We start from the raw sequence: 23277 nt of genomic DNA, 5'->3' as shown, positions 1-23277 counted from the left end.
GGAAGTGCCCTAACTGTGGCATTCAACATGACCGAGATATTAATGCAGCCTTGAATATTCAGCATCAAGGAATAATTGAAATAAAAGCGGCGGGACACGTCGTTACTGCTTGTGGAAGCTTGCGTAAATCTCGTCACGAACGAGTTGCGGCCTAAGAAACAAGAAGCCTCGCCCGATTAGGGCGAGGAGTAGTCACGTACATGCATAAAACATGAGTAGATCTGCTTTAGGGAATCAGTTCCGCTTATGCAGACTGTCAGTGGTGGAGAGCTGCAAGAAGAGTTGGCTATCGTCACTGTATGCTACCCACGACATTGTCGTCTTCTGTAATACGAAATTATCCTTATCCTGATGTGTTTGACCTCATGCCTACCTAATAAAGATCCATCTGGTGAAGGGCTCCGTTGGATACAGCGTTGAGTGAGGGGGCTACCAAATATATCGTGGTAACGCAGCTTAGAATTTAACGTGTACTTGTTACATCAGATTGAATATCCTCGTGTTCCTAGAGAAGCAAGAAAAATGAGCATTCCACGAAAACAATGATCTTCCGAGGTGCATATTGATTATTTATACAGGATAGTACAGGCTAGATTTAAAGCGCTAGTTGAAAATTAAGCACTCATCCTCTTACTCTGTAGGTGAGCTACAGTTGCTTGAATATTATTGGCGCGCTCCATTTTTTGATATTTCAAATAAAGTTTTCTATGTTGCATATAATCTTAAATGGAGCGGGATATCACCGAAGTGGTTTAGTAAGAGAATATCGCATTAATTTTCGATATCGAGTTACATAATTGACTGCTTTAAAGTTTGAATCTGAACTCGATGGAAAGGCTCTAGAAGGTGATGAATTAAGGGTTTATGAACAACGTTTACTTCAAAAAACCACGATTCCAGAGAGGATATTGCTCAATTTTTGTTTGCAACTATTTAAGTTATTTTGGTATATTTAGGTGCTATGTTTATCATGTTCAATACTATTGGTGTAACAGATTTCTATGAGAGATATCGATACTTATCAACAAAACTCTTTTTCCATCGAAGGTAAGTCTGGATCGCTGTAAAATGTAGACATGTTCGATAGATGGCCGACTCTTCGTATGCTTCGTGGCGGGTAATGCTGCCGTAGTCTACAGAGGAATTGCAGTATTAGTAAAGTAGGGCAGATTTGGAAGTATACTTACCACAGGGAAAAGAATTCATGACAACATAACACAAATTACGGAAGCCAATGGTGTTGATCTGAACTACTGTATTCTACTTGATTCCAAAATGCTCCTATATACTAGGTTATCAGAATAGTCATCTTTGATGATAAATAGGAATATCTATTTTGAGCGATATTTACATATTTAAAGAGCAAATACAGCATGCTTCATTCTGTTCAGTGCATATTCTAATGTCTTACGCGTACAACCAAAATTAAGTCGAACAAATGCTCGGTTACCAAAGTCAATTCCAGGTGAGAGACCCACTCCAGATTGTTCGAAAAATTGGTGGGGATTATTTACGGGTAACTCACTACAATCAATCCATGCTAGATAAGTGGCTTCAATGTGTTCAAGTGTTGTACCTGGCAGTGCATTGATTTCCTCCTTAAGCAGGTCGCGGTGGTTAGCGAGGTAACGAACTTGCGCCTGTAACCACCCTTCACCATATGCGTAAGCAGCCTCTGCTGCAGTAAATGCCAATACGTTTACATTCGGAACAATTCCACGTTTCACTTTAATAAAACGTTGGCGAAGTTCATTGTTGGGAATGATAGCGACGGATACGCCTAATCCTGCAATATTAAAGGTTTTACTCGGTGACATCAGTGTGATGCAGCGTTCCGCTGCACTTTTATTTAGACTGGCAAACGGAATGTGAGTCAAGTGTTTATCAAGGATTAGATCGCAGTGTATCTCATCTGAACAAACAAACAAGTTGTATTTTTCTACGAAGGAGAGGGTAGCTTCTAACTCTTCTCTACGATAGACCGTGCCACCAGGGTTGAGTGGATTACACACTAGTAAGAGACCACTTTGGTTTGTTAGCAGTTTTCCGGCGGTTTCATGATCAGGTAACCACCTACCATTTTTCAGTACAACAGGGGCTTTGATCAGTGGTTTATTTGCAAACTTTGCAGATGATATTAATGGTGGGTAAACTGGGCTAGGGCTAATAATGGTCTGACCTGACTCTGTTAATGCGCGTGCAGCCAGATTAAGCCCACATACTGAACCTGGTAAATATACTACCCATTCTGGTTCAACATGCCAGTTGTATTTATCCGCCATGCGGGCAATGAATAAATTAGTGAGTCTTTCGGATGCGTGTGTGTAGCCAAATACACCATGTGCGATACGTTCATGCAATGCTTTCATAACTGATGGGGGTGATTTAAAATCGCAGTCAGCCACCCACATTGGTAAGATATCTTGATCTCTATACTTATCCCATTTATTGCTACTACTGTTAGTCCGGTCGATTTCGACATCAAAGTTATAATTAATAGATTGTAAGGCAGAATCCATGCCATTCTTCCTGTTAGTAAAAAGAAGATCTAGCTTACTGAAAGCGATGTATAGAGGTAAAGGACTTTAATAGCCTTTTTGTTTGCAAAGTAAGTTGTTGGAAGGTAAAGCATGTTGATCTTTAATGAGTGTTTCTTAAACAGCATGCTGCAGTGTGATAATCACTTCGCCAAAAACAACCTAACCTACAATACCTTGCCTTAAACCATTTAAACTGATAATTTTCGAGAATTGTTATTTTAACTAATCAAAAGTACTAGCTTTTTTATGAAAAGCTAAAACATAGAATTATTTTTGAAGGTATTCTCTATTGGATATGAATTGGTATTCCATGGGACATATTTTTCCAAATATCTGAACTCACTACAATTCCTACGATTGGATCATCATGGAGTTAAGCTGGAGGTGATGGTGGGAAAGATCAAGCACAATATCAGCACCCAGAAACAATATAATCAAAAATTAGTAAGCGTTTGAAGACCATAAAAGTTAAGTACCGTTTGCCGAGTCTAGGAGCTATCGCTCCCGTCGTTATTTATACCACAGGCCTAAAAGTATACGACGAAGGGGCATGAAAAACGCGTAAACACGGTAAGGAGAAGCGGTGTATCTGGCGTAAACTGCATCTTGACGTTGATGTGTCTACTTCATGAGGTTATTGCTGCAGAAGTTAGCCTAGTTTTTATGGGTGACAATGAAGCTTTACCTAGATTGCTTAACCCAACCTCAGATCTGCATAATCACTTATGCAGATCTGAGGTTAACTAATTCAGGAAATTTATTGGTGAGGTAGCGACAAACAAAAGTGGATATCATAGATTTTGTAGTCTCAATACCCAGATTGATGGAAAGCTATCACTATCGTCATTACCTTGCTAACTGAGAGGCGAAAAAGCTTGTTTCTTTGTTTGATACCGGAAGAAATTAGGTATCCTCCCCATGCAGGGAGGAAAGTCTACCAGAAGTCATCGACATCGACGAAAACAGCGTCTAAGTTATTCATGCCCAAGTCCTTGTGCAGTCAATAGTTTATTTCAAACAATCAGATCGCGACTTTGGCCTTTAGTTAATTTCTTATGTGCAGCTTAGGTTAATTCAGGTCCATATGAGGGTGGCTGAATATTCAAGTACGGGATAGGTGCGTCTGAGGAAGTAAAAATAGGCTAACACGGTCGATGATTGACTTTTATTTAGCTGAACGGTGTTCTAAGGTTTTGGAAATAAGAAAACTTGTTTTCTAATCTAACCCTTTCATACGACCAAAAACTATGATATTCCTTAGTGTTAAATAATAAAGGAAACAGGCTTGCCTGTTAAAGAGTTCAAATGGTCTTAGTCCACTGAATACTGTGTTACGGGTGAAAATCAATATGAATATCCTATCATCAATAACCTTCTCTGTAAGAGTTGCCGTATTAGGTGAAGTGTTATATGTTTAATATCCTATGAGAAAGTTGTAGATAGTGATAAGTTAGGTAATTTCCATGTTTTCAAAGTTATCCTCTATTTTGAGAGAAGTATTTATAGAAGATGGTGGAAACACCTTTTCAAACAGACAGTTGTGTCAGCGCGCTGTGGCAGGTTTACTTTGTGAGGTCTCAAGTTCGGACTACGAACCTGATGAACGAGAAACCGCTGCTAAGACGCGCATGCTTAGCACGTTGCTCTTCATGGATGAGATCGCGGCGAATATATTGATTAATGAGGCGAAAGTTCATGCTAGAGAGTCTGTATCACTTTATGAATATACCGACAAACTCCGACAGCTCAATCAAAGTCAGCGTTTTTCCTTAGTTAAGGCGATGTGGGAAGTGGCTTACTCAGATGGTAAATTAGATCCATTGGAAGAGTCTATTATCAGAAAAACAGCGGAGTTGCTTTACTTAGATCATACCCTATTTATTAAAGCAAAGTTAGATGTACAGGCTAATGTTAAATAAGCAGGGTAAACAAATTGACCATAAAGCTTCCCCCACTTCGGTGCCTAAAACGCTCGATTTTGGATATGTATCTTAGTTGTTCAAAGACTGTCTCGATGATAAATCGTTTTCTTAACATAGGACGATCCCAAAGCTTCATCACCTTTTGTTTCATGTGCTTCCGTGTATTCCTAATGAGACTAACTCATTTCTCGGTGAGTGTATTTCTAAGGGAGCTTGATATATACCTTTGTCTTGATGGAGTGATCCCCAGAGGTTATCGACTATATCAGGCACTGGTTTTCTGTCATCAACCTTGGATGTTGTTATCCTTACCGTAAAGATACCGTCTTGCTCGTTGATGATAAGATGAAGTTCAAAGCTATAGAACCCTCCCATCGTCCATTTATCTCGTTTAGTCAACCCTTCAAACCCTCAATGCCTCCTAAAAGGATACGGTGAAGGTGAATGGAAAACTTGTAAACATCGTAAAGAAAATCAGTATATCTGGCGGAAACTTCATATTTCCGTTGATGTGTCTATTCATGAGGTTATTGCTGCAGAAGTTAACCTAGTTTCTGTGGATGACAATGAGGTTTTACCTAACCTGAGCTGTGCATAAGAAATGAACTAAATACCCAAGTCGCGATCTGATCGTTTGAAATAAACTATTGACTGCACAAGGACTTGGGCATGAATAACTTAGACGCTGTTTTCGTCGATGTTGATGACTTCTGGCAAACTTTTTTCCCTGCATGGGAAAAATACCTAATTTCTTCCGGTATCAAACAAAGAAATAAGCCTTCTCTCCTCTCAGTTAGCGAAGTGATGACGATAGTTATAGCTTTCCATTAATCAGGGTATCGAGACTTCAAAACCTATGACATCCACTTTGTTTGTCGCTACCTCACCAACGAATTTCCTGAATTAGTTAGCGACACGCAAATGTTCAGGCTCATGCAAAGTGATCTGGTTTCGCTTTGTTCTTATCTCACTCACCGTCAGGCAAAGCCGACGGGGATTGCCTTCATTGATTCATCCAAGCTACAGGTTTGTCACAACCTACGTATTTTCATACATCAGGTTCTTAAAGGTGCCACGAAGCGAGAAAAAGGAACGATGTGATGGTTCTATGGCTTCAAATTACACCTTATGATCAATGATCAAGGTATGCATTATCTCAGTCAAAGTGATCACGTTTAACGTGGATGATAGGAAGCCTGTGCCGGCAATGGCTAACGAACTTTGGGGATGTTTATACGAAGATAAAGCTTATATCTCTGATCCATTGGCGCTGGAACTTTCAGAGTAGGGATTTATACTGATAACGGGTGTTAAAAAAACATATCCAAAATTGAGCATTCTTGGCACCATAGTTGTGTCAGCTTTATGGTTAATTTGCTGGCAGGGCTTATCGCGTATTTATTTTAACCAAAGAAACCTAGCATTAAGATGATTCTATTTGATAAGCAAGCGCTTATGCAGATCTGAGGTTACCTACATTGCTTAACCCATTACGATGAAAGATACAGCACGTCGGTGCTGATGGAGCCAATGACACAAGAGCATATCACCACGTACTGAAGAACAAAGGAATAATGCCCAGTATTCCACCTCGAAGCAATGTGGGGTACTGAGAGGAAGGGCATCCTAGAAATGATGCTGCAAAGGTTTTAAAAGAGGACAAACAGGAGGAGTAGAAAAAGGACAGTGGTTATCACAAACTCTCATTAGCAGAGACAGAAATATTTCGTTATCAACAGTTGCTTAGCCTTAAACTACTCATCCTATATTACAATGCTCAAGTTAGTGAAGTTTTGGCAAATGTGAAAGCGATGAATAAAGTTCTCAGACTCGGTATTCTTGTTCGCCTGCAGACAAATTAAGACTATAAAAAACCTGAATCAGTGCGTTATAGGCCATATTTTATCAATAACACTGGGGAATCTAACAATTTCTAGATTTATGTTTACAGAAATAGGGAACCACATAGTACTAGACAGAAAAGGAGCGCTTGGGCGCTCCTTTTCTGTAAATCTACAGAGCACTTTTTGCTTTCTCAACAAGCACAGAGAATACCACTTTGTCAAATACAGCTATATCAGCTAGGATTTTACGATCGATTTCAATCGACGCTTTCTTTAGACCGTTTATGAAACAGCTGTAAGATAGACTGTTTTCGTGAGCCGCAGCATTGATACGAGAAATCCATAGCTGACGGAATTGGCGTTTCTTCTGACGACGGTCACGGTAAGCATATTGACCCGCTTTAATAACTGCCTGGAAAGCTACACGGTAAACACGAGAGCGTGCACCATAATAACCTTTAGCTTGTTTTAGAACTTTCTTGTGACGTTCACGAGCTCTCACACCACGTTTTACGCGAGCCATCGACTCTCTCCTTCGCAGAAAAACTAAGAAAAATTATGCGTACGGGAGCATACGCACAACCGCTGCAACTTCACACTTAGGTAGAATTGCATTTGGCCGTAGTTGCCGTTTGTTCTTAGTAGTACGCTTAGTCAGAATGTGACGTTTAGTCGCGTGCTTGAACTTGAAGCCGCCAGCAGTTTTTTTGAAACGCTTAGCTGCACCTCTCTTTGATTTCATCTTAGGCATGATGAATAACTCCGCATTGCATGCATGTTGTAAATATTAATCTAATTTAGCGCACTAAAGGTGCTACGCCCAAGGACATAGCCCTCACCACTTACTTATATTGTATACCGAAATTACTTCTTTTTTGGCGCAAGAACCATAATCATTTGACGACCTTCAATCCTTGTTGGAAAACTTTCTACCAAACAGATATGAGTCGTATCGCACTTCAGTCGATTTAGAACATCAACACCAATCTGCTGATGTGCCATTTCACGACCACGGAATCGAATAGTGACCTTGACCTTATTACCCTCTTCAATAAAACGGACTAAGTTGCGGAGTTTCACCTGATAGTCGCCAATATCGGTACTAGGACGGAATTTAATTTCTTTAACCTGGATAACTTTTTGCTTTTTCTTCTGTTCTTTCGCAGCCTTGCTCTTTTCGTACACAAACTTCCCGTAATCCATCACACGACAGACAGGCGGCTCAGCATTGGGGCTGATTTCAACTAAATCTGCCCCTGCTTCCTCAGCAATTGTAATAGCTTTTTCGATTGAAACAACACCAACTGCTTCACCGTCAATATCAGTTAAACGAACTTGAGTCACACCAATGATTTCGTCGTTCAAACGATGAGCATTTTGTCTAGCGGGGGCTTTTTTTACGCCTTTAATACCTTATTCCTCCAAAATATTGAGCATCCTGGTGCGAACTTCGTTCTCAAGCAGAGAAATAAATTCCTTAATTTTGTATTTACCTAAATTTGTACCTTTACGAGTACGTACTGCTATCCCATCAGCTTCCATTTCTTGGTCGCCGCAGATTAGCATATAAGGTACACGATTCAAAGTATGTTCGCGGATTTTAAAGCCAATCTTCTCATTTCTCAAGTCCGATGATGCTCTGAATCCTGATTTTTGCAGTTTTTTCGCTATTTCCTGAGCATACTTAGCTTGGTTATCCGTGATATTCATTACAACAACCTGTTTCGGAGCTAACCAGCAGGGGAAATACCCCGCGTATTCTTCGATCAAAATACCGATAAAACGTTCTAGAGAACCTAAAATTGCGCGATGAATCATGACTGGAGTATGACGTACGTTATCTTCACCTACGTACATTGCCCCCAAACGTTCAGGAAGCGAAAAATCGAGTTGAACAGTACCACACTGCCACGCACGATCCAAACAATCATGTAGTGTAAATTCTATTTTAGGACCGTAAAATGCACCTTCACCTTCTAGGAGTTCGAATTTAATGTCCATATATTCTAGTGCTTCAGCCAATGCAGCCTCTGCGAGATCCCACATTTTATTTGAACCAACACGCTTTTCTGGGCGAGTGGATAAATTTACAACGATTGCTTTAAACCCGAAGGTCTTATATACGTCATAAACCATTGATATACATGACATAACCTCTTTTTGAATTTGAGAGGGTGTACAAAAAATATGAGCATCATCTTGAGTAAAACCACGAACACGCATCAAACCATGCAGAGCACCTGTAGGTTCGTTACGGTGACAGCTACCAAATTCGGCCATACGTAGTGGTAAATCACGATAAGACTTTAGTCCTTGGTTAAAAATCTGGACGTGACCTGGGCAGTTCATTGGTTTTAATGCATATTCACGACTTTCTGACTGCGTCGTGAACATGTAATCCGAATATTTGTCCCAGTGACCAGAACGTTCCCAAAGAGCACGATCCATGATCAGTGTTCCTTTTACTTCTTGATAATCGTATTCAGTCAACTTTTCACGAATAAACTTTTCTAGTTCTCGGAATATGTTCCAGCCGTTATGATGCCAAAATACCATGCCAGGGGCTTCTGGCTGCATGTGGTACAGATCAAGTTGCTTACCCAGTTTTCGGTGGTCACGTTTCGCGCGTTCTTCAATGCGAATAAGATGATCCTTAAGCTCCTTCTTGGCATAAAAAGCTGTACCATAGATACGTTGCAACATCTTGTTGTTACTGTTACCGCGCCAGTAGGCGCCCGCAACGTTCAAGATCTTGAAGTTTTGACAAAAACTCATATTCGGCACATGCGGACCACGGCACATATCAATGTATTCTTCATGGTAATAAAGGCTTGGGTAGTCATCACGCGAGATGTTTTCATCCAAAATTTTAATTTTGTACGGTTCACAACGGGATTCAAATATGTCACGTGCTCCTTGCCAGCTCACGTTTTTTTTGATGACTCGATATTTCGTTTTTGCCAGATCTTTCATGCACTGTTCAAGTTCATCTAGATCTTTTTGTGTTAGAGAATGGTCAAGGTCAACGTCATAATAAAAACCACTAATTATGGTTGGACCAACCGCCATTTTCACATCTGGGAACAGTTGCTTAATCGCTTGACCTAGCAAGTGAGCACATGAGTGACGAATAATTTCAAGTCCATCTGCATCCCTAGCAGTGATGATTTCCAGTTTTGCATCATGTTTAATAAGGTCGCACGCATCAACACGTGTCTCCTCTACACGACCCGCAATACATGCTTTGGCTAAGCTAAGTCCTATGTCAGAAGCAACATCAAGAGTAGAAACAGGGTTGTCGTAAGAACGTTGACTGCCGTCAGGAAGAGTAATTACAGGCATTTAGTTATCCTATTTACAGTGATGCTACACACGAAGTAGCACCTGTACCAATTATACGCTTTAAAAATGGCAATTTCGTAATGCGTACTTAATGAAAGTATTTTTTGTGTCTTTTTTGAGATTAATCAAAATGAAATAAATACACGATAATCGAAGTAAAATTTTAACTACGCAATAAAATTACGCAACAGGGTGAGATTTAAAGTTGGTGTATCTTTTCAATATTCATAGAAGTCACTGTGTGAAATATGAGATATATACCGAAACATGATTCAATCCAGTTCAGGAAGAGTATACGAACAGACTATTAACTGAAACTTAAAAGATCCAGAGAACTAAATCAGGGAAATCTGCATTTTATGCCAATCGAATCTAAATAGGAAGATAAGGTAGAACTTGTGTCCACCGGCTTTGAACTGTTCCCTATGGTGGTTGGATCAGTCGGCGTTTCTGGTTTTAAGTGAATAAGATATGAATTCACTATCGTGTGGGGAAATGTACAAAACCCAGTTAAACCCTTTGATAGGGTTCACTTAGAATGCTTATTTTAGATGTGATCGTTATGGCAACCGTTGATATTAAATGTGGTTTTTATCAGCATATTAGTACTGTTTGAAAATATGGAATTGTTAGAGGATGACATCAACTCAACCCTTACTAATTAACCTCAGCTCTTATACAGATCTGAGATTAAGGATAAGCGGTGTATCTGTCGCAAATTTCATTTTACCATTGATGTGTCTACTCATGAGGTTATTGCTGCAGAAGTTAGCCTAGTTGCTATGGGTGATAATGCGGTTTTACCTACATTGCTTAGCCCATTACGACGAAAGATACAGCAAGTCAGTACTGATTGAGTCTATGACATAAGAACATGTCACTAGGTACTTAAAAACAAAGGAATAACGCCCAATATTCCACCTCGAAGCAACGAGAGATACTGGAAGGAAGGCCATCCTAGAAATGAAGCTGTAAAGGTATTGAAAAATGATAAACTTATGGAGTGAGAAAAGGACAGGGATTATCACAAACTTTCATTGGCTGAAACAGCAATGTTTCGGTATAAACAGTCGCTAAGCTCTAAATGCACTCTTCGTAATTATAATTCTCAAGTTGGTGAAGCTCTGGCAAATGTGAAAGCGATGAATAAAGGTTATAAGACTCGGTATGCCTGTCCACCAGCAGAAAAATTAAGACTGTAAAAAAAGATTGGAAGCAGTGCGTTATAGGTTTGATTTAATCAACAACGCACCGTGGTGGATAAAGCAAATAGACGCTGCTGACTCAAACAGATGCCCTATAAGAAGGCGGGTACAGAGGTGGAGACGTTTGTTAAAATTGTAAATTCCACTTTCCATGAATTCAAGACCCTTACATCGGATAAAGGTACAGAGTTCGTCGGTCATGAAGAGGTTGCTGAAATTACAGACGCGAATTTCTATTTTTTCACCTAGGAATTTTCTTCCAGAAACTATATGTGGTAGGGCTTAAGGTATGTCCCTTTTTGTGATACATTTAGCTCGACTGATCAGATGAAATTCATTCATGCCTTTTATCTGTTCTGCCAGACCGTATCGGTCAATTAGTCGTGGGTTGAATGAGCATACCAATGGTCTGATAAGTCAATTTTTACCCAAGGAAACTGACGTCAACGAAGTCAGCAATGAGAGAATTGTCAAGACAGAATACATCCTCAATACACGTGGTAGAGCTAGTCTTTGGTAGCACTCTCCTAACTGTATGTTTAGAGTATTTGATGGTAACTTAAGATACAAGACCTCTGTTTTTTAGATGACGTAGGGTTTAATCGTCATAATTTCACTGATTGAAAGGCGAGAAGGTTTATTTACTGTTTTGACACCTGAAATACGGTGTTTTTTCCAAACAGGGAGGAAAAGCTGATAAAATTTCTCTATATCGGTAGAAACAACGTCTAACTTATTCATGCTAGAGTCCTTTTAAGAGTTATAATTTGATTCAAACGGTCAGATCGTTATTTGGGCATTTACTTCATTTATTATGGGAGGATTAATGTTTATTGAAAATAAAAAATTATGACGTAAAATGCATCGAATTATGTACTGAAGTAGTAGAAAGGAATACCCAAATTAAAAAAGTGCAGGTTTACGCTTGCGTGCATTGCCCCTACTCGCTAGTATGCATCCTGTTCACAAGGTGATAAGAACTTTAGGAGCATGGTAGTTACACCTATAGCTCAGTTGGTTAGAGTGCTACCCTGACATGGTAGAGGTCGCTGGTTCGAGTCCAGTTAGGTGTACCAAACTGAGAAAGATCGCTACTCAAAGCGAACAGCCAAGTATCTTGACTACTTATTTCAACCCACTGCTGTCAGCTATATTTTACCATCCTGCAAATTTATTTATGAGGAATTATTCTGATACATGTGCCATTTAGTGTTGTTGATTAAATCAGGCCTGTAAAGCATGAGCTATGGTTAAATCTGGTGTGCAGCTTCCAGAGCAGTATCCTGATGATTGATGTTTGTTTCACGAATGCCATTTCTAAATTTCACGCTTTTGATGATATCCGCGAGTAATTTGAAGCCTCGCAGCCTACGCCAGTTAACCTTAGCGGTTTGCATCAGTTTGCAAACCATTGCCAGTGTTGTTTTTCAGCTTCAAAAATTCTTGGGTTTGTTCATTTTTAACCTCACCGTTGCAAACATTAATTCAATGGAGTTTGTCGTTCGAATATGTATCCATTGCTCAACGGAAAAATCGTAAAATGCCAGTATTTCCACTTTGTCTTTGGTCAGGAACTCCGCTGCTTTGGGATATTTATCACCATATTTCGTTTCGAACTGTCCGAAGGCTTTATGTACCTCTTTTTGTGTCTCCGCCATCCAGATATCGTGAAGCGATTATTTCATTCTTGGTTAAACAGATTTTGGGACTTTGTTTAATACATTGGCCGTTTTTTGTACCCAGCAGCGCTGATGACGCGTGTTGGCCAATGCTTTGTCACTGCATTCCAAAAACCTAAAGCGCCATCACCAATGGCGAGTTCAGGAGCGATACTGATATCTTGGTACGTTAGCTGTGACAGAACTTCAAGCAAACTGACCTTAGACTCACTATCTCATCGATAACGGCTAGCACTTTCTTCGTGTCCGGCACCATCGACGCCGATGACAACAAGCAGGTAACGCTTGTCATCTATCCGAACTTTGCAGTAAATACCATCGGTCCAAATGTAGACATACCGCCGTTTACTTAGGTCGAGTTTACGCCACTGGTCGTAAGCTGCTTCCCACTGCTACTTGAGTCGAGAAACACTGTTTGTTGACAACCCCTTGACTTAATTACCTAAGAGCGGTTCTAGGGCTGGCTGCATATCTCCGGTGAAGATCCCCCGAAGATAGAGCCAAGGGATAAGCTTTTTTATATTTTTGGTTCGCTTGAAATAGGGCGGAACTAGGGTGCTATTGAACTTGATCCCGCTCCCTATTCTTTCACCTAAGAATTTTCTCCCATAAACTATATGTAGTGGGGCTCAAGGCATGTTCCTTTCTGTGATATATTTAGCATGATCGAACAGATAAAAGGCATGAATAAATTTCAAAGATATCAAATCGAAGCTGCTTCGATTGAAACGTATTTTCACTACGAATTTGGTCATATTCGTATCCAGTCATCCTCGTTATTACACCGATTATTATCATTTGAAGATTGCTAAGATGTTGAAGTGTGGAAGCTCAAAAAATGGCTTTGCCACTTACCAAGTTTTGAATTGCGGTCAAGGGCAACATAAAGTTAACTTTAGTTGTAAGTGGAAAGCTTATCCGCAATTTGGAAAGCGTTATGCACGGGAAAGTATGGTCAAAATAGGCGTCCGCCTGTTTCTTGGAGTGAGCTATCGGTAGGTTGTCTTAACATTGCCTGAGTAACTTTGTATTTATTTCTATAATCACTCCAATCAAAAGCGTTTGTATTCTTGGTTTATGGTCTTGGCGGAAGCCTGCTTATCAAAGTTGATTTAGACGCACTGTAATACTGATGCGTGTGAAATTACCGTCATTGTTTTCATCCATACCCATAGTCGTAATGGCAACTACAATCCGTATTCACATGTGATACTGGCTGAAGGTACATTCTTTACTTCAAACTAGGATTGGAAAGGGTTTCAGCATTTATCGTTATCTCAGTTACGATTACTTTGGCAAAACACTTATTGAAGTTAATGGAGATTAAATTTCCGGCGCGTAAATATGTCATAAGAACCTTATGGGTTAATTATCCTGATGGTTTTTATGCTCATCTTAGCAATGGTCATAAAAATAAAGTCCCAAGCAAAAGCTACCGAGGGTTAATACGATACCTAACCAACTATTTGTCATTCCCGCTGATAGGTTTATCTAGGATAATTGGGTATGACGGTCATCAAGTCAGGTATTACTACAAATCACATAAAATAAAGTTGAAAAGGTATGAGACAGTGGATGATTAGGTATTTGTTGGCAGGCTGGTTCAGCACATTTTTCCTAAAAGATTTCGACGCGTGAGATATTATGGCCTTCAAGCGACAGTGAGCTTTAAGAAGTGATATGAAGTGATAGCAGGGATAGCAGGAGACTTGGTGGATGCAATGATGAGCTACAGCAAACGTATCAGCTATGTAGAGTTTTTCGAAGAGGTAACAGGTCGTAATCCCTTAAAATATGTGTTTCGTTGGAGAGGGATGGAGTTGGTTCGGATCTCCCACCCAAAGCATGGTGTATTCTTCGATTTATTTGTTTCAGATAGTGGTAATTGATCTGGTTTTTGTTCTTCAGTATGTGGTGACATGCTCTTGTGTCATAGGCTCCATCAGTACTGACTTGCTGTTATTTCGTCGTAATGTGTTAAGCAATATAGGTAAAACCTCATTGTTACCCACAAAAACTAGGCTAACTTCTGCAGCAATAACCTCATGAGTAGACAAATCAACGGCAAGATGGAGTTTGCACCAGATACAACGCTTTTCCTTTGCGTGTTTATGCGTTTTCCATTCACCTTCGTCGTATACTTTTAGGAATGTGGCATCAATAACGACGTAGGCGACAACTCCTTAACTAAGCAAACGGTACTTAACTTCTACGTTCTTCAAACGCATTACTAATGTAGGGGTTTGTAGGGGATTTCAGCGGGACATTCATCAACGTAAAAACTGAACATGAGAAAGCACTTTTAATCCACGAAGTGGGAGCTTGAAAATACCTTTCACTATCAGTGCCATTTCAATCGCGGTATCTGAGAATATAAACCACGGGCACAATGACCGTGATGCTTTAAACAAGGCAATGCCTTAATGGCAGGGTCGTCTATCCAGCAAGTGACTGAGTTACGGTTTACTAATGCTTGATTATAGTGTTTCCAGTTGCTGATCTTGTGCTTTCCCTTTCCCATCATCACCTCCCGCTGAACTCCATTGATGATCTTATCGTAGGAATTGCAATTAATTCAGATAGTTGGTGAACAACGCTTATCTATCCCCTTGAAGAAATACTCGTAAAGAAATTAGTTAATTTCCTCACGTAATACACGGAAGAACATGAAATCAAAGGGGATGAAGATCAGGGATCGTCTGATGCTGAGAAAACGATTTAGCATTGATAATAATCCTTGATCGACTTAAAAACATATCCAAAATAAGGTATTTTAGACCACACGAAGTGGGGGTACTTTATGGTTAATCTGATTATTGGATTCATTACTTATACGTTCCAACAGAAGGAATTTTAGTCGTAAAATTACTCGGTTTAAACAACGTTTATACAGATCTGAGGCTAGTTAAGCATTGAACGTTAGTCGCGAAAGTTTTCAAATTGGAACGACTGACCTAAATCGGATTCTCGGATCAACTGCATCACTGCTTGAAGCGCATTGCGGCTTTTACCTGTAACTCGTAATTGATCACCTAGAATTTGAGCCTGTACCTTAATCTTTTCCTCTTTAATCTTCTTGATAATCTTTTTGGCGATCGGGATTTCAATGCCGCTCTTAAAATGAATATTTTGATGACATGTTTTACCCGTAAGGATACGCTCCTTTGGAGACATAGAATGAGCGGAAACCCCTCTTTTTACTAAATTACTACGTAAGATAGTGACCATTTGGTCTACCTGAAAAGCAGACTCTGCAGATACCTTAACGACCTCTTTGTGGAGTTCGAAATTGGCCTCAATTCCACGAAAGTCAAAACGTGTTAACAGTTCACGTTTTGAATTATTAACGGCATTTCTTACCTCGACGTTATCAATCTCTGATACGATGTCGAAAGAATACATATTCTTATCCTAATATTTACTTAAGAAAGTACTAAAATTGTACTTTAATTTGACTTAGGGCTATTGATCCTTGCTGTACAAAACGCGTTCAACACTACAACGGCCTAAATTTAGATAGTAACTGCAACACTTACTAGTGTAACGTGGAAAATAAAGCCAACTACCAAAAGTTGTACCCTCTCATTTTCAAAGAAACAAACAATACTACCATGAATTATTATCAGTTGGCCACGGTAAGAAGATAGCAAATACAGCCCTTTTGGAGAGGGAAATTACAATCTACGATATCGCAAAAACAATCAAGTGCCATTGTTCCTCAGTTATCGAGAACTGAAAAGGTACAGTAATAACTGTGCTTATTACCCTAAAATTGCTCAAGATCTACTGACGTATAATCGACAACGAGCAAAAAAATATAAGATACAACAAATTAAAGAGATTTTATTCATCTGCTAATTCTAAACCATTGGAGTCTTGAGCAGATATCACACGAATGGTCATGTATTCAAGCGCCCTCCGTCAAGTGAAATGCACAGGTGTTATTTCTCAAATATAGGAACTAATCATAATTCCTACGCTTAGTTCATCATGGAGTTAAGTGGAGGATGATGATGGGAAAGGGAAAGCACAAGATCAGCAACTGGAAACACTATAATCAAGCATTAGTAAACCGAGGTTCACTCATCGTCAGGCAAGGCTGATAGGGATTACCTTCGTTGATTCGTTCAAGCTACAGGTTTGTCACAACCTACGTATTCTCAGACATCAAGTTTTTAAAGGTACCGTGAAGCGAGGAAAAGGAACCATGGGGTGGTTCTATGGCTTCAAATTATACCTTATTATCAATGACCAAGGTGGCATTATCTCAGTCAAAGTGACGACGGCTAACGTGGATGATAGAAAGCCTGTGTCGGAAAAGTCTAACGAGATCTGGGTTGTTTATACGGAGACAAAGGTTATATCAATGGTCCATCAGAGGGGGAACATGCAGACAAGGGAGTGATATTGATAACGGGTGTAAAAAAATATGAAACCCAAACTGATGAAACTTTAGGACCTCCTTACTGCTCCGGAAACGATTTATGGCAACGTGGTTGTATTAGTTTTAGGGTCAACTAGCTGGCGGGGCTCATCGCGTATTCATTTCAACCAAAGAAGCTAAGCATCAATATGACTTGGCTTGATAAGCAAGCGCTTATGCAGATCTGAGGTTAACCCAATATAAGATAAATGGGAAAAGTACAGTCTATAAGTTAAGGAAAGAGCGCTGATCCATTGACGAGATGTTTTATCAGCATGTGGACTATGCCAATTTATTTTAATATAGCTATATTGCCTTCATTACAAGTAAAGATCAATCATCGGCATAAGAAATATGTGGGGTTTAATCATTCTGCCGTTCTTTCAAAAGAAATGGTATTAATAGCTGATTGGAACGTGTCTGCACTGCAGATTTGAATTCAGGCAATAATAGTAACTGTACTATGTAGAAGTTGTTTTATCATTATATCTAAAGGGTAAACGTGTTGTATTTTTGGAAACGTGAAATTTGAAGATACTGGACTTACTTTGATTTATCCATGAATTAGAAAAATACATCTAAATTTAATCTTCTTTGTAGTTTTTTAGGCCTACCTATCTATAAATACGCAGCAATTGATGTGTTAAGTCGTACCCAATATCTAGGGTGTGTTGATATTTGCTGAGTTTTTCTCGATCAGCATGGTTAAGTGTTATAATCACTTCGCTAAAAATACTCTAATCTACAACACCATGCCTAGAACCTTGTTAACTGATAATTGCTGGGAACTGTTGCTCCGACTCATGAGGAGCGCTGATCGTGTTTATGACCAGCCAGAACATAGAATGATTTTTGAAGGTCTCCTTTATCGGATGTGAACGGATATTTCATGGCGAAATTTACTACGTTTATTTGGAGAGTGGATCAGAGCATATCAACGGTTAACTCTTTGATTTAAAAGAGCTATTTTAGGATAACTCTTCACAGAATCATCTAAAATATCTGACTTTGAATGGATCCTTATTGATGCTTAAATTGCTCGAAAATATCAACACAGTACAGGTGTAACGGCTCCATACCATATAGCAAATATGGAGAAAGCTGTGGCGATAATGTGATAAAGATTCACCTTAACTGTAGACAGTTATAAATTTTCTATCTACTTCAAGTTATCAGAAAGACAAAGACATGATATTGTTCACAGAGAAAGTTTTGTAGACTACCTGACCGAAGTCAATACGATTGTTGCTGATAAAGGTCATGACAGCACGTCATTCAGAAAATATCTAGATATTGAAGGTGAAGAGAGTGTCATTGCTAAGTAAAATTATGGGCAGATATCGATAAAAGTGATATAGACTGGTTTCTCTATAAGTATCGTTATTGAGTAGAAAACGCCTTTTGGCGAATGAAACCATATCATTTATTTGCAACTAGATATGATAAATTGGAAAGAAATTATGTCAGCATGGTATCACTGACATTTATGGTAATGTGGCTACCGTTGTATTGTTGAACGAGTTTTGTACAGCAAAGATCAATAGTACCTGTTGCCATCGTTGTGAAATAGACAGGAAGCAAAATGAAAAAAACTGAAAAGTTTGCCAACAGCAGACAAGTAATAGTTTATATCGCTGAACGGTTTCCGAAGTGTTTCACTCTTGGAAGTGAAGTCCGTCCACTGAAAATTGGTATTTTTCAAGATTTGTCTGTAAGACTTGCTGATGATCCAAAGGTAAGTAAAACTCAGCTTCGTGGGGCACTACGTCAATACACATCGTCTTGGCGTTACCTGTCTGGCGCAAAAGTAGGAGCAATCCGTGTTGATCTAGATGGCAAGGATTGTGGTAAGCTAGAGGAAGATCACATTGAGCATGCTAAGACTTCGTTAGCTGAAAGTAAAGCGCGTGCTTCAGAACGTCGTAAAGATAAAGCGATAAAACAAGGCGACAAAGAAGTTAACGGGAAAGTTAATAAAACACCTAAATCTAATGAATCAACCGATAACCAAACAAAGTACCAGCCATCGAAGGGTAAAAATACTAAGCTTAAATAGAGAGTTATCAGAAGATCAGGTCGAACTGATGATTGAAGGTATTCTTGTAGGTAAGGCTGTTAATGTTAATATGGGCAGTGGTAAGGTTCCAGCTAAGATTGTAGAACTTAATAAAGATGAGGTGCGCGTACGTTTATCCAATGGTTTGACCATGCTAGTAAAAGCGAAGCACCTCAGTTCATTATGAGGATCCTTGACGTATGACATCTACCTCTCGGATTTGTTTTCCTGTGATCGCTGTCAGCATTATGCTGGCAGCCTTTGCCCATTCCTTAGAGACACAATATGACACCACTTACTTACCTATACTGGTGTCTGAACCGCAACACAAGATTGCTAGCAAGCGAATAACCCATCGTTTTGAGAAATTTCACTATAAGAAGTTCACGCTTGATGATGACTTTTCTGCAGGTATTTTTAACCGTTATTTAAGAGCACTGGATTATAATAGGCTATTTTTGACACAACAAGAGATCAATTTGTTCTCAAAATGGAGACTTGAGTTTGATGATCAATTACGTGTTGGGGATACCCTTGCTGCGTATGATATTTTCAATGTGTCACTCCAAAAACATTTGGAACGTTATAGGTATGCTTTGTCATTGCTGGATACTGAAATTACATTTGATGTTTCTGAAACAATGATCGTTGATCGTAGTGAGCAATCTTGGGCAAAAAATGAAGCGGAGCTTAATGAAATATGGCGTCAGCGCGTTAAAAACGATGCTTTGAATCTAAAACTAGTCGGTAAAGAATGGACAGAAATTTATGATACATTGAGAAAACGTTATAATAATATATTAAAGCGTTTCACTCAAACTAAGAGTGAAGATGTCTTTCAGATTTATCTGAACTCCTTTTCTCGTGAAATTGATCCTCATACCAGTTACCTTTCTCCTCGCAATGCTGAGCAATTCCAATCAGAGATGAACCTATCTCTTGAAGGAATTGGTGCAGTTCTTCAAGTTGAAGATGATTACATAGTGATTCGCTCTCTAGTTGCGGGTGGCCCTGCGTCTAGTTCACAAAAATTGTCACCAGGTGATCGTATCATTGGTATTGGTCAGAGTGATAAAAAAGTCGTTGATGTGATTGGTTGGCGTTTAGACGATGTAGTTCAACTCATTAAAGGTACAAAAGGTAGTAAGGTTCAACTTGAAATATCCCCAGAAGGAGTAAATTCAAAAAGTCATAAGGTAATACTTATTCGTGATAAGATTCGATTGGAAGATCGTGCGGTAAAATCAGAAATTATCGACGAAGGGGTAGAAAAGATCGGTGTTATATCTGCGCATAGCTTCTATGTTGGTTTGGCAGAAGACACTAAAAAGGAAATTACTAGGTTAAAAAAAGAAAACGTTAGTGGCATTGTGATTGACTTACGCAACAATGGAGGAGGTGCCTTAAGTGAAGCCTCTGCATTTACCGGTTTGTTTATTGAAGGTGGTCCTATTGTGCAAATTCGTGATGGCCATGGACGAGTAGATCTAAACGAAGACAGCGACAAAGTTGTTTACTATGAGGGTCCACTAACTATTCTGATTAACCGTTATTCGGCATCTGCATCTGAAATTTTTTCGGCCGCATTACAAGATTATGGACGCGCAGTTATTTTGGGTGAACAGTCTTTTGGTAAAGGAACTGTTCAGCAACATCGTTCGTTGAACCATATGTACGACTTGTTTGATAAACCTTTGGGTCATGTTCAATACACCATCCAAAAGTTCTATAGGATTAATGGAGGAAGCACGCAAAACCTAGGGGTTATCCCTGATATCAAATTTCCGACCGCGGTTCGTCCAGATGAAACTGGTGAAAGCGTAGAGGAAAATGCACTGCTTTGGGACAATATAGCGCCTGCTGTTTATAGAGTGGTCGAGCATATGGATAAGTTGATAGTATCCTTGGATAAAGTTCACAAGTCACGTATAAGGAAAGATGCTGAATTTGGTTTCATCTTAGAAGACATAGCTCGATCCAAAGAGATAAAAAATGGAACTGTAATATCTTTAAACGAAAAAACTCGGATTAATGAGCGCAAAGATGCTGAACTCAAACGTTTAGAGCGTTTAAATAATCGACAAATAACTTTGGGTAAAGAGCCATTTATAACCTTGGATGAAGTTCCAAGTAATTATGAGGAACCTGATGCTTATTTGAATGAGGCGGCAGCAATTACTTTGGACTTGGCAAAATTACGCAATAGGTAGCACTATCACATAGAAGTGATTGTGTAAGGTATTGACCTTTTGTTGTATTTACTGGAATCGCATTTGCGAGTCATAGTGACAAGTCACGTTAAGCCTGAATTTAGATAATAACTCAGAGACTTATGGTCTAGCGAGGCATTGTTGATTAAATTATACATTTACAATGTCTTTTTGCGACTGATAATTGGATTAAAACGATCAGATCGAGATCTGAGTATAGTAGTTCATTTCTTATGCGCAGCTCAGGTTAATTACGTGAATGAAATTGCTAAATTTCATAAAAAACTAGTTTTAGACTTATTGAAAAATATAAAAAATACATGTTTAGTGTAGGGTAAGGTGTCGTTATGAAGAAAAATACTATTATTATTGATGGATATTACACAGGCAGCTTGTACGCACCCAACTTGACCTTTAGGCTAGCATGTTCAATCACGTGCAGTAGTCCAGTGTGATCGTTGATATCTTAAAACCGTCGTTTAAAGAACACGATTATACCTCGAACTTCATATTTGATGGAGACAAGGACACCCTGCACACACACGATCGTGTTTTGGATCCGAATTACCATCATGCTGGGGGCGGAAAGTGGTGTCGATTTGAGTGAAGAGCTGTGCATTGTGTTTGAATTATTTTCCAATGACGCGTTACTGCTCGATAGCCGTAAATCAAAAGCTAAAATAAACGATGTCCTAAAGTCAAAGATCTTATTAGCAGAGAAGCAGCAATATTTCACGATCATCTAGACCCTTTAAGACTGGTTGGGAGGCCTAGATCATATGCATTGACCTCTGTCGTTTTCAAACCAATCGACAGCATGGCCTCCAAACGGTCTGTACCTTTGTGATAGCTCCGATGACTGTTTCTCTGCCACGCACAGTTTGCTGGATAAAGATAATCTGTTTGGCAAAAAGAACACCAACATTCTGTTGCAATCTTATTTGTCCGAGGCTTAGTACATCGTCAATGACGTTAGTCATGACGGGCAGCATAGCATCACTGATGTATGGTACACAAATCGCACGCGATTTGTGCGTATTAAGCAGATCTTAGAAGACCGCGTGCTGCTCACGCCATCGAATGCACCCGTTATACAGTTATCTCAATACGTGATTGAGAGTTTAAAGGATCTAGGGATCCACAACGCCGTTAACAGCAGAACTGCATAAGCGTTTTCTTATTAAACCTAGTCATCTTTGAAGCTCGGTTTCTTTGGTTGAAATGAATATGCGATAAACCCCGCTAGCAAGTTGACTATAAAGCAGATGCAATTACGGTGCCGAGAATGGTCGATTTGGGATATAGTTTTTACACCCGTTATCAGTGTCACTCCCTTGTCTGAAAGTGCCTGCTCCAATGGACTAGAAATATAACTCTTATCTCCGTATAAATACCCAAAGCTCGTCAACCCTTTCCGATGCAAGCTATCTATCATCCACGTTAGCCATCATCACTTTGACTGAGATAATACCCCTTTACTCATTGATAATAAGCTGTAATTTGAAACCATAGAACCACCCTATCGTTCCTTTTTATTTGTTTCGCAGAACCTTTAAAAACCTGATGTTTGAAAATGCATAGGTTGTAACAAACCTGTAGCTTGGATGAATCAACGAAGGCAATCCCTGTCAGCCTTGCCTGACAGGGAGTGAGGTAAGAGTAAAGGGGAACCAAAACACCTTGCATGAGCTTGAGCATTCTCGGGTAGTTGACTAATTCAGAAAATTTGTTGGTGAGGTATAGGCAAACTAGGTGGATGTAATAAGTTTTAAAGTCTCGATACCCAGATTGATGGAAAGCTATCACTATCGTCATTACTTCGCTAACGGAGAGGCGAGAAGGATTGTTTCTTTGTTTGATGCTGGAAGAAATTAGGTGCTCCTCCAATGTAGGGAGGAAAGTCTGGCAGAAGTCGTCGACATCGACGAAAACAGCATCTAAGTTATTTATGCTTAATTCCTTGTGCAGTCAATAGCAGTCAATAGTTTATTTCAAACAATCAGATCGCGACTTTGGCATTTAGTTTATTTTTTATGCGAAGCTCAAGTTGACTAAC

General features: G+C 39.4%; 14 protein-coding genes, 1 tRNA gene and 12 pseudogenes. 16 read left to right on the top strand and 11 right to left on the bottom strand.

The genetic code is table 11. The features are described 5' to 3' along the window. A partial coding sequence (locus BTN49_RS19940) for a zinc ribbon domain-containing protein (RefSeq protein WP_146679012.1) occupies window positions 1-155 on the top strand: 155 nt, incomplete at its 5' end. Window positions 156-1355: 1200 nt separating this feature from the next. On the opposite strand, the gene BTN49_RS01585 is transcribed toward BTN49_RS19940, so the two are convergent. After that, window positions 1356-2519: a MalY/PatB family protein gene (locus BTN49_RS01585; RefSeq protein ID WP_097355744.1), complete on the bottom strand. Its 1164-nt coding sequence runs from the start codon at window positions 2517-2519 to the stop codon at window positions 1356-1358. 455 nt (window positions 2520-2974) lie between these two features. Between BTN49_RS01585 and BTN49_RS17030 the strand changes: the two are divergent. Both BTN49_RS17030 and BTN49_RS01575 read left to right on the top strand, forming a co-directional pair. After that, window positions 2975-3242: pseudogene (locus tag BTN49_RS17030) on the top strand (IS5/IS1182 family transposase); the annotation flags it as partial. Window positions 3243-4003: 761 nt separating this feature from the next. Next, window positions 4004-4459 (top strand): tellurite resistance TerB family protein, encoded by a 456-nt coding sequence (locus BTN49_RS01575; RefSeq protein WP_097355743.1) that lies wholly within the window; start codon window positions 4004-4006, stop codon window positions 4457-4459. Here BTN49_RS01575 and BTN49_RS21645 read toward each other — a convergent pair. Continuing rightward, window positions 4452-4870, bottom strand: a pseudogene (locus BTN49_RS21645) (transposase); the annotation flags it as partial. The gene BTN49_RS01575 and the pseudogene BTN49_RS21645 sit on opposite strands and share 8 nt — an antisense overlap. A 13-nt stretch (window positions 4871-4883) precedes the next feature. Here BTN49_RS21645 and BTN49_RS17020 point away from each other — a divergent pair. From BTN49_RS17020 to BTN49_RS18815, 3 genes and pseudogenes are all read left to right on the top strand, one after another. Next, window positions 4884-5048, top strand: a pseudogene (locus BTN49_RS17020) (IS5/IS1182 family transposase); the annotation flags it as partial. Between the two features lie 83 nt (window positions 5049-5131). After that, window positions 5132-5869 (top strand): annotated as a pseudogene (locus BTN49_RS21640) (IS982 family transposase). 332 nt (window positions 5870-6201) lie between these two features. Beyond that, window positions 6202-6324, top strand: a complete 123-nt coding sequence (locus BTN49_RS18815; RefSeq protein ID WP_263363892.1) for a hypothetical protein — start codon at window positions 6202-6204, stop codon at window positions 6322-6324. A 151-nt stretch (window positions 6325-6475) separates the two neighbouring features. Here BTN49_RS18815 and rplT read toward each other — a convergent pair whose 3' ends face one another. From rplT to thrS, 4 genes are all read right to left on the bottom strand, one after another. Beyond that, window positions 6476-6829, bottom strand: a complete 354-nt coding sequence (gene rplT, locus BTN49_RS01555; protein ID WP_097355740.1) for a 50S ribosomal protein L20 — start codon at window positions 6827-6829, stop codon at window positions 6476-6478. Window positions 6830-6862: 33 nt separating this feature from the next. Continuing rightward, entirely contained in the window at window positions 6863-7057 is a 195-nt protein-coding gene (gene rpmI, locus BTN49_RS01550; RefSeq protein ID WP_097355739.1) for a 50S ribosomal protein L35, read from the bottom strand. 113 nt (window positions 7058-7170) lie between these two features. Beyond that, window positions 7171-7716: a translation initiation factor IF-3 gene (infC, locus tag BTN49_RS01545; protein WP_097355738.1), complete on the bottom strand. Its 546-nt coding sequence runs from the start codon at window positions 7714-7716 to the stop codon at window positions 7171-7173. Window positions 7717-7719: 3 nt separating this feature from the next. Continuing rightward, the gene (gene thrS / locus BTN49_RS01540; protein WP_097355737.1) at window positions 7720-9648 is read right to left on the bottom strand and encodes a threonine--tRNA ligase; all 1929 of its coding nucleotides are present in this window, start codon (window positions 9646-9648) and stop codon (window positions 7720-7722) included. Between the two features lie 680 nt (window positions 9649-10328). On the opposite strand from thrS, the pseudogene BTN49_RS17010 reads away from it, so the two are divergent. Then, window positions 10329-10842 (top strand): annotated as a pseudogene (locus tag BTN49_RS17010) (transposase); the annotation flags it as partial. A gap of 98 nt (window positions 10843-10940) precedes the next feature. After that, window positions 10941-11102: a hypothetical protein gene (locus BTN49_RS14605; RefSeq protein ID WP_190322099.1), complete on the top strand. Its 162-nt coding sequence runs from the start codon at window positions 10941-10943 to the stop codon at window positions 11100-11102. Window positions 11103-11435: 333 nt separating this feature from the next. Here the strand turns inward: BTN49_RS14605 and BTN49_RS13705 are convergent, their stop codons facing one another. After that, window positions 11436-11594, bottom strand: a complete 159-nt coding sequence (locus BTN49_RS13705) for a hypothetical protein (RefSeq protein ID WP_158523560.1) — start codon at window positions 11592-11594, stop codon at window positions 11436-11438. 258 nt (window positions 11595-11852) lie between these two features. Between BTN49_RS13705 and BTN49_RS01530 the strand changes: the two genes are divergently transcribed. Continuing rightward, window positions 11853-11929, top strand: a tRNA-Val gene (locus BTN49_RS01530). 174 nt (window positions 11930-12103) lie between these two features. On the opposite strand, the pseudogene BTN49_RS19935 reads toward BTN49_RS01530, so the two are convergent. Next, a pseudogene (locus BTN49_RS19935) lies at window positions 12104-13122 on the bottom strand (IS256 family transposase); the annotation flags it as partial. Window positions 13123-13255: 133 nt separating this feature from the next. On the opposite strand from BTN49_RS19935, the gene BTN49_RS19930 reads away from it, so the two are divergent. The 3 genes and pseudogenes from BTN49_RS19930 (at window position 13256) to BTN49_RS12615 (ending at window position 14421) form a co-directional block, all read left to right on the top strand. Beyond that, entirely contained in the window at window positions 13256-13531 is a 276-nt protein-coding gene (locus BTN49_RS19930) for a transposase zinc-binding domain-containing protein (protein ID WP_190322100.1), read from the top strand. A gap of 317 nt (window positions 13532-13848) precedes the next feature. Beyond that, window positions 13849-14211 (top strand): annotated as a pseudogene (locus BTN49_RS19925) (transposase). 6 nt (window positions 14212-14217) lie between these two features. Continuing rightward, window positions 14218-14421, top strand: a complete 204-nt coding sequence (locus BTN49_RS12615) for a hypothetical protein (protein ID WP_146679004.1) — start codon at window positions 14218-14220, stop codon at window positions 14419-14421. A 7-nt stretch (window positions 14422-14428) separates the two neighbouring features. Here BTN49_RS12615 and BTN49_RS17005 read toward each other — a convergent pair. Next, window positions 14429-15053, bottom strand: a pseudogene (locus BTN49_RS17005) (IS5 family transposase); the annotation flags it as partial. A gap of 398 nt (window positions 15054-15451) precedes the next feature. Continuing rightward, window positions 15452-15934 (bottom strand): YajQ family cyclic di-GMP-binding protein, encoded by a 483-nt coding sequence (locus tag BTN49_RS01515; protein WP_097355734.1) that lies wholly within the window; start codon window positions 15932-15934, stop codon window positions 15452-15454. 703 nt (window positions 15935-16637) lie between these two features. On the opposite strand from BTN49_RS01515, the pseudogene BTN49_RS21635 reads away from it, so the two are divergent. The 4 genes and pseudogenes from BTN49_RS21635 to prc form a co-directional block, all read left to right on the top strand. Then, window positions 16638-17143: pseudogene (locus BTN49_RS21635) on the top strand (IS982 family transposase); the annotation flags it as partial. 564 nt (window positions 17144-17707) lie between these two features. Beyond that, window positions 17708-18471 (top strand): annotated as a pseudogene (locus BTN49_RS14600) (IS5 family transposase). A 66-nt stretch (window positions 18472-18537) separates the two neighbouring features. Then, window positions 18538-19198 (top strand): annotated as a pseudogene (proQ, locus tag BTN49_RS01500) (RNA chaperone ProQ). 13 nt (window positions 19199-19211) lie between these two features. Then, window positions 19212-21221 (top strand): carboxy terminal-processing peptidase, encoded by a 2010-nt coding sequence (prc, locus tag BTN49_RS01495; RefSeq protein WP_097355732.1) that lies wholly within the window; start codon window positions 19212-19214, stop codon window positions 21219-21221. Between the two features lie 1149 nt (window positions 21222-22370). Here prc and BTN49_RS21630 read toward each other — a convergent pair. Further along, window positions 22371-23171: pseudogene (locus BTN49_RS21630) on the bottom strand (IS982 family transposase). Window positions 23172-23277: the final 106 nt, after the last annotated feature.

Source organism: Candidatus Enterovibrio escicola (genome assembly GCF_002464935.1).
GTDB classification, from domain to species: domain Bacteria; phylum Pseudomonadota; class Gammaproteobacteria; order Enterobacterales; family Vibrionaceae; genus Enterovibrio; species Enterovibrio escicola.
Note: the sequence above shows the minus strand (reverse complement) of the source record. Positions and strands in the feature narration are given on the sequence as shown.

What these genes read in the sequence shown, in the direction of transcription:
- BTN49_RS01575 (WP_097355743.1), top strand. Translation starts at nt 4,004, where the DNA reads ATGTTTTCAAAGTTATCCTCTATTTTGAGAGAAGTATTTATAGAAGAT.
- rpmI (WP_097355739.1), bottom strand. Translation starts at nt 7,057, where the DNA reads ATGCCTAAGATGAAATCAAAGAGAGGTGCAGCTAAGCGTTTCAAAAAA.
- BTN49_RS13705 (WP_158523560.1), bottom strand. Translation starts at nt 11,594, where the DNA reads ATGAATAAGTTAGACGTTGTTTCTACCGATATAGAGAAATTTTATCAG.
- BTN49_RS14605 (WP_190322099.1), top strand. Translation starts at nt 10,941, where the DNA reads ATGCCCTATAAGAAGGCGGGTACAGAGGTGGAGACGTTTGTTAAAATT.
- rplT (WP_097355740.1), bottom strand. Translation starts at nt 6,829, where the DNA reads ATGGCTCGCGTAAAACGTGGTGTGAGAGCTCGTGAACGTCACAAGAAA.
- BTN49_RS01515 (WP_097355734.1), bottom strand. Translation starts at nt 15,934, where the DNA reads ATGTATTCTTTCGACATCGTATCAGAGATTGATAACGTCGAGGTAAGA.
- thrS (WP_097355737.1), bottom strand. Translation starts at nt 9,648, where the DNA reads ATGCCTGTAATTACTCTTCCTGACGGCAGTCAACGTTCTTACGACAAC.
- BTN49_RS01585 (WP_097355744.1), bottom strand. Translation starts at nt 2,519, where the DNA reads ATGGATTCTGCCTTACAATCTATTAATTATAACTTTGATGTCGAAATC.
- prc (WP_097355732.1), top strand. Translation starts at nt 19,212, where the DNA reads ATGACATCTACCTCTCGGATTTGTTTTCCTGTGATCGCTGTCAGCATT.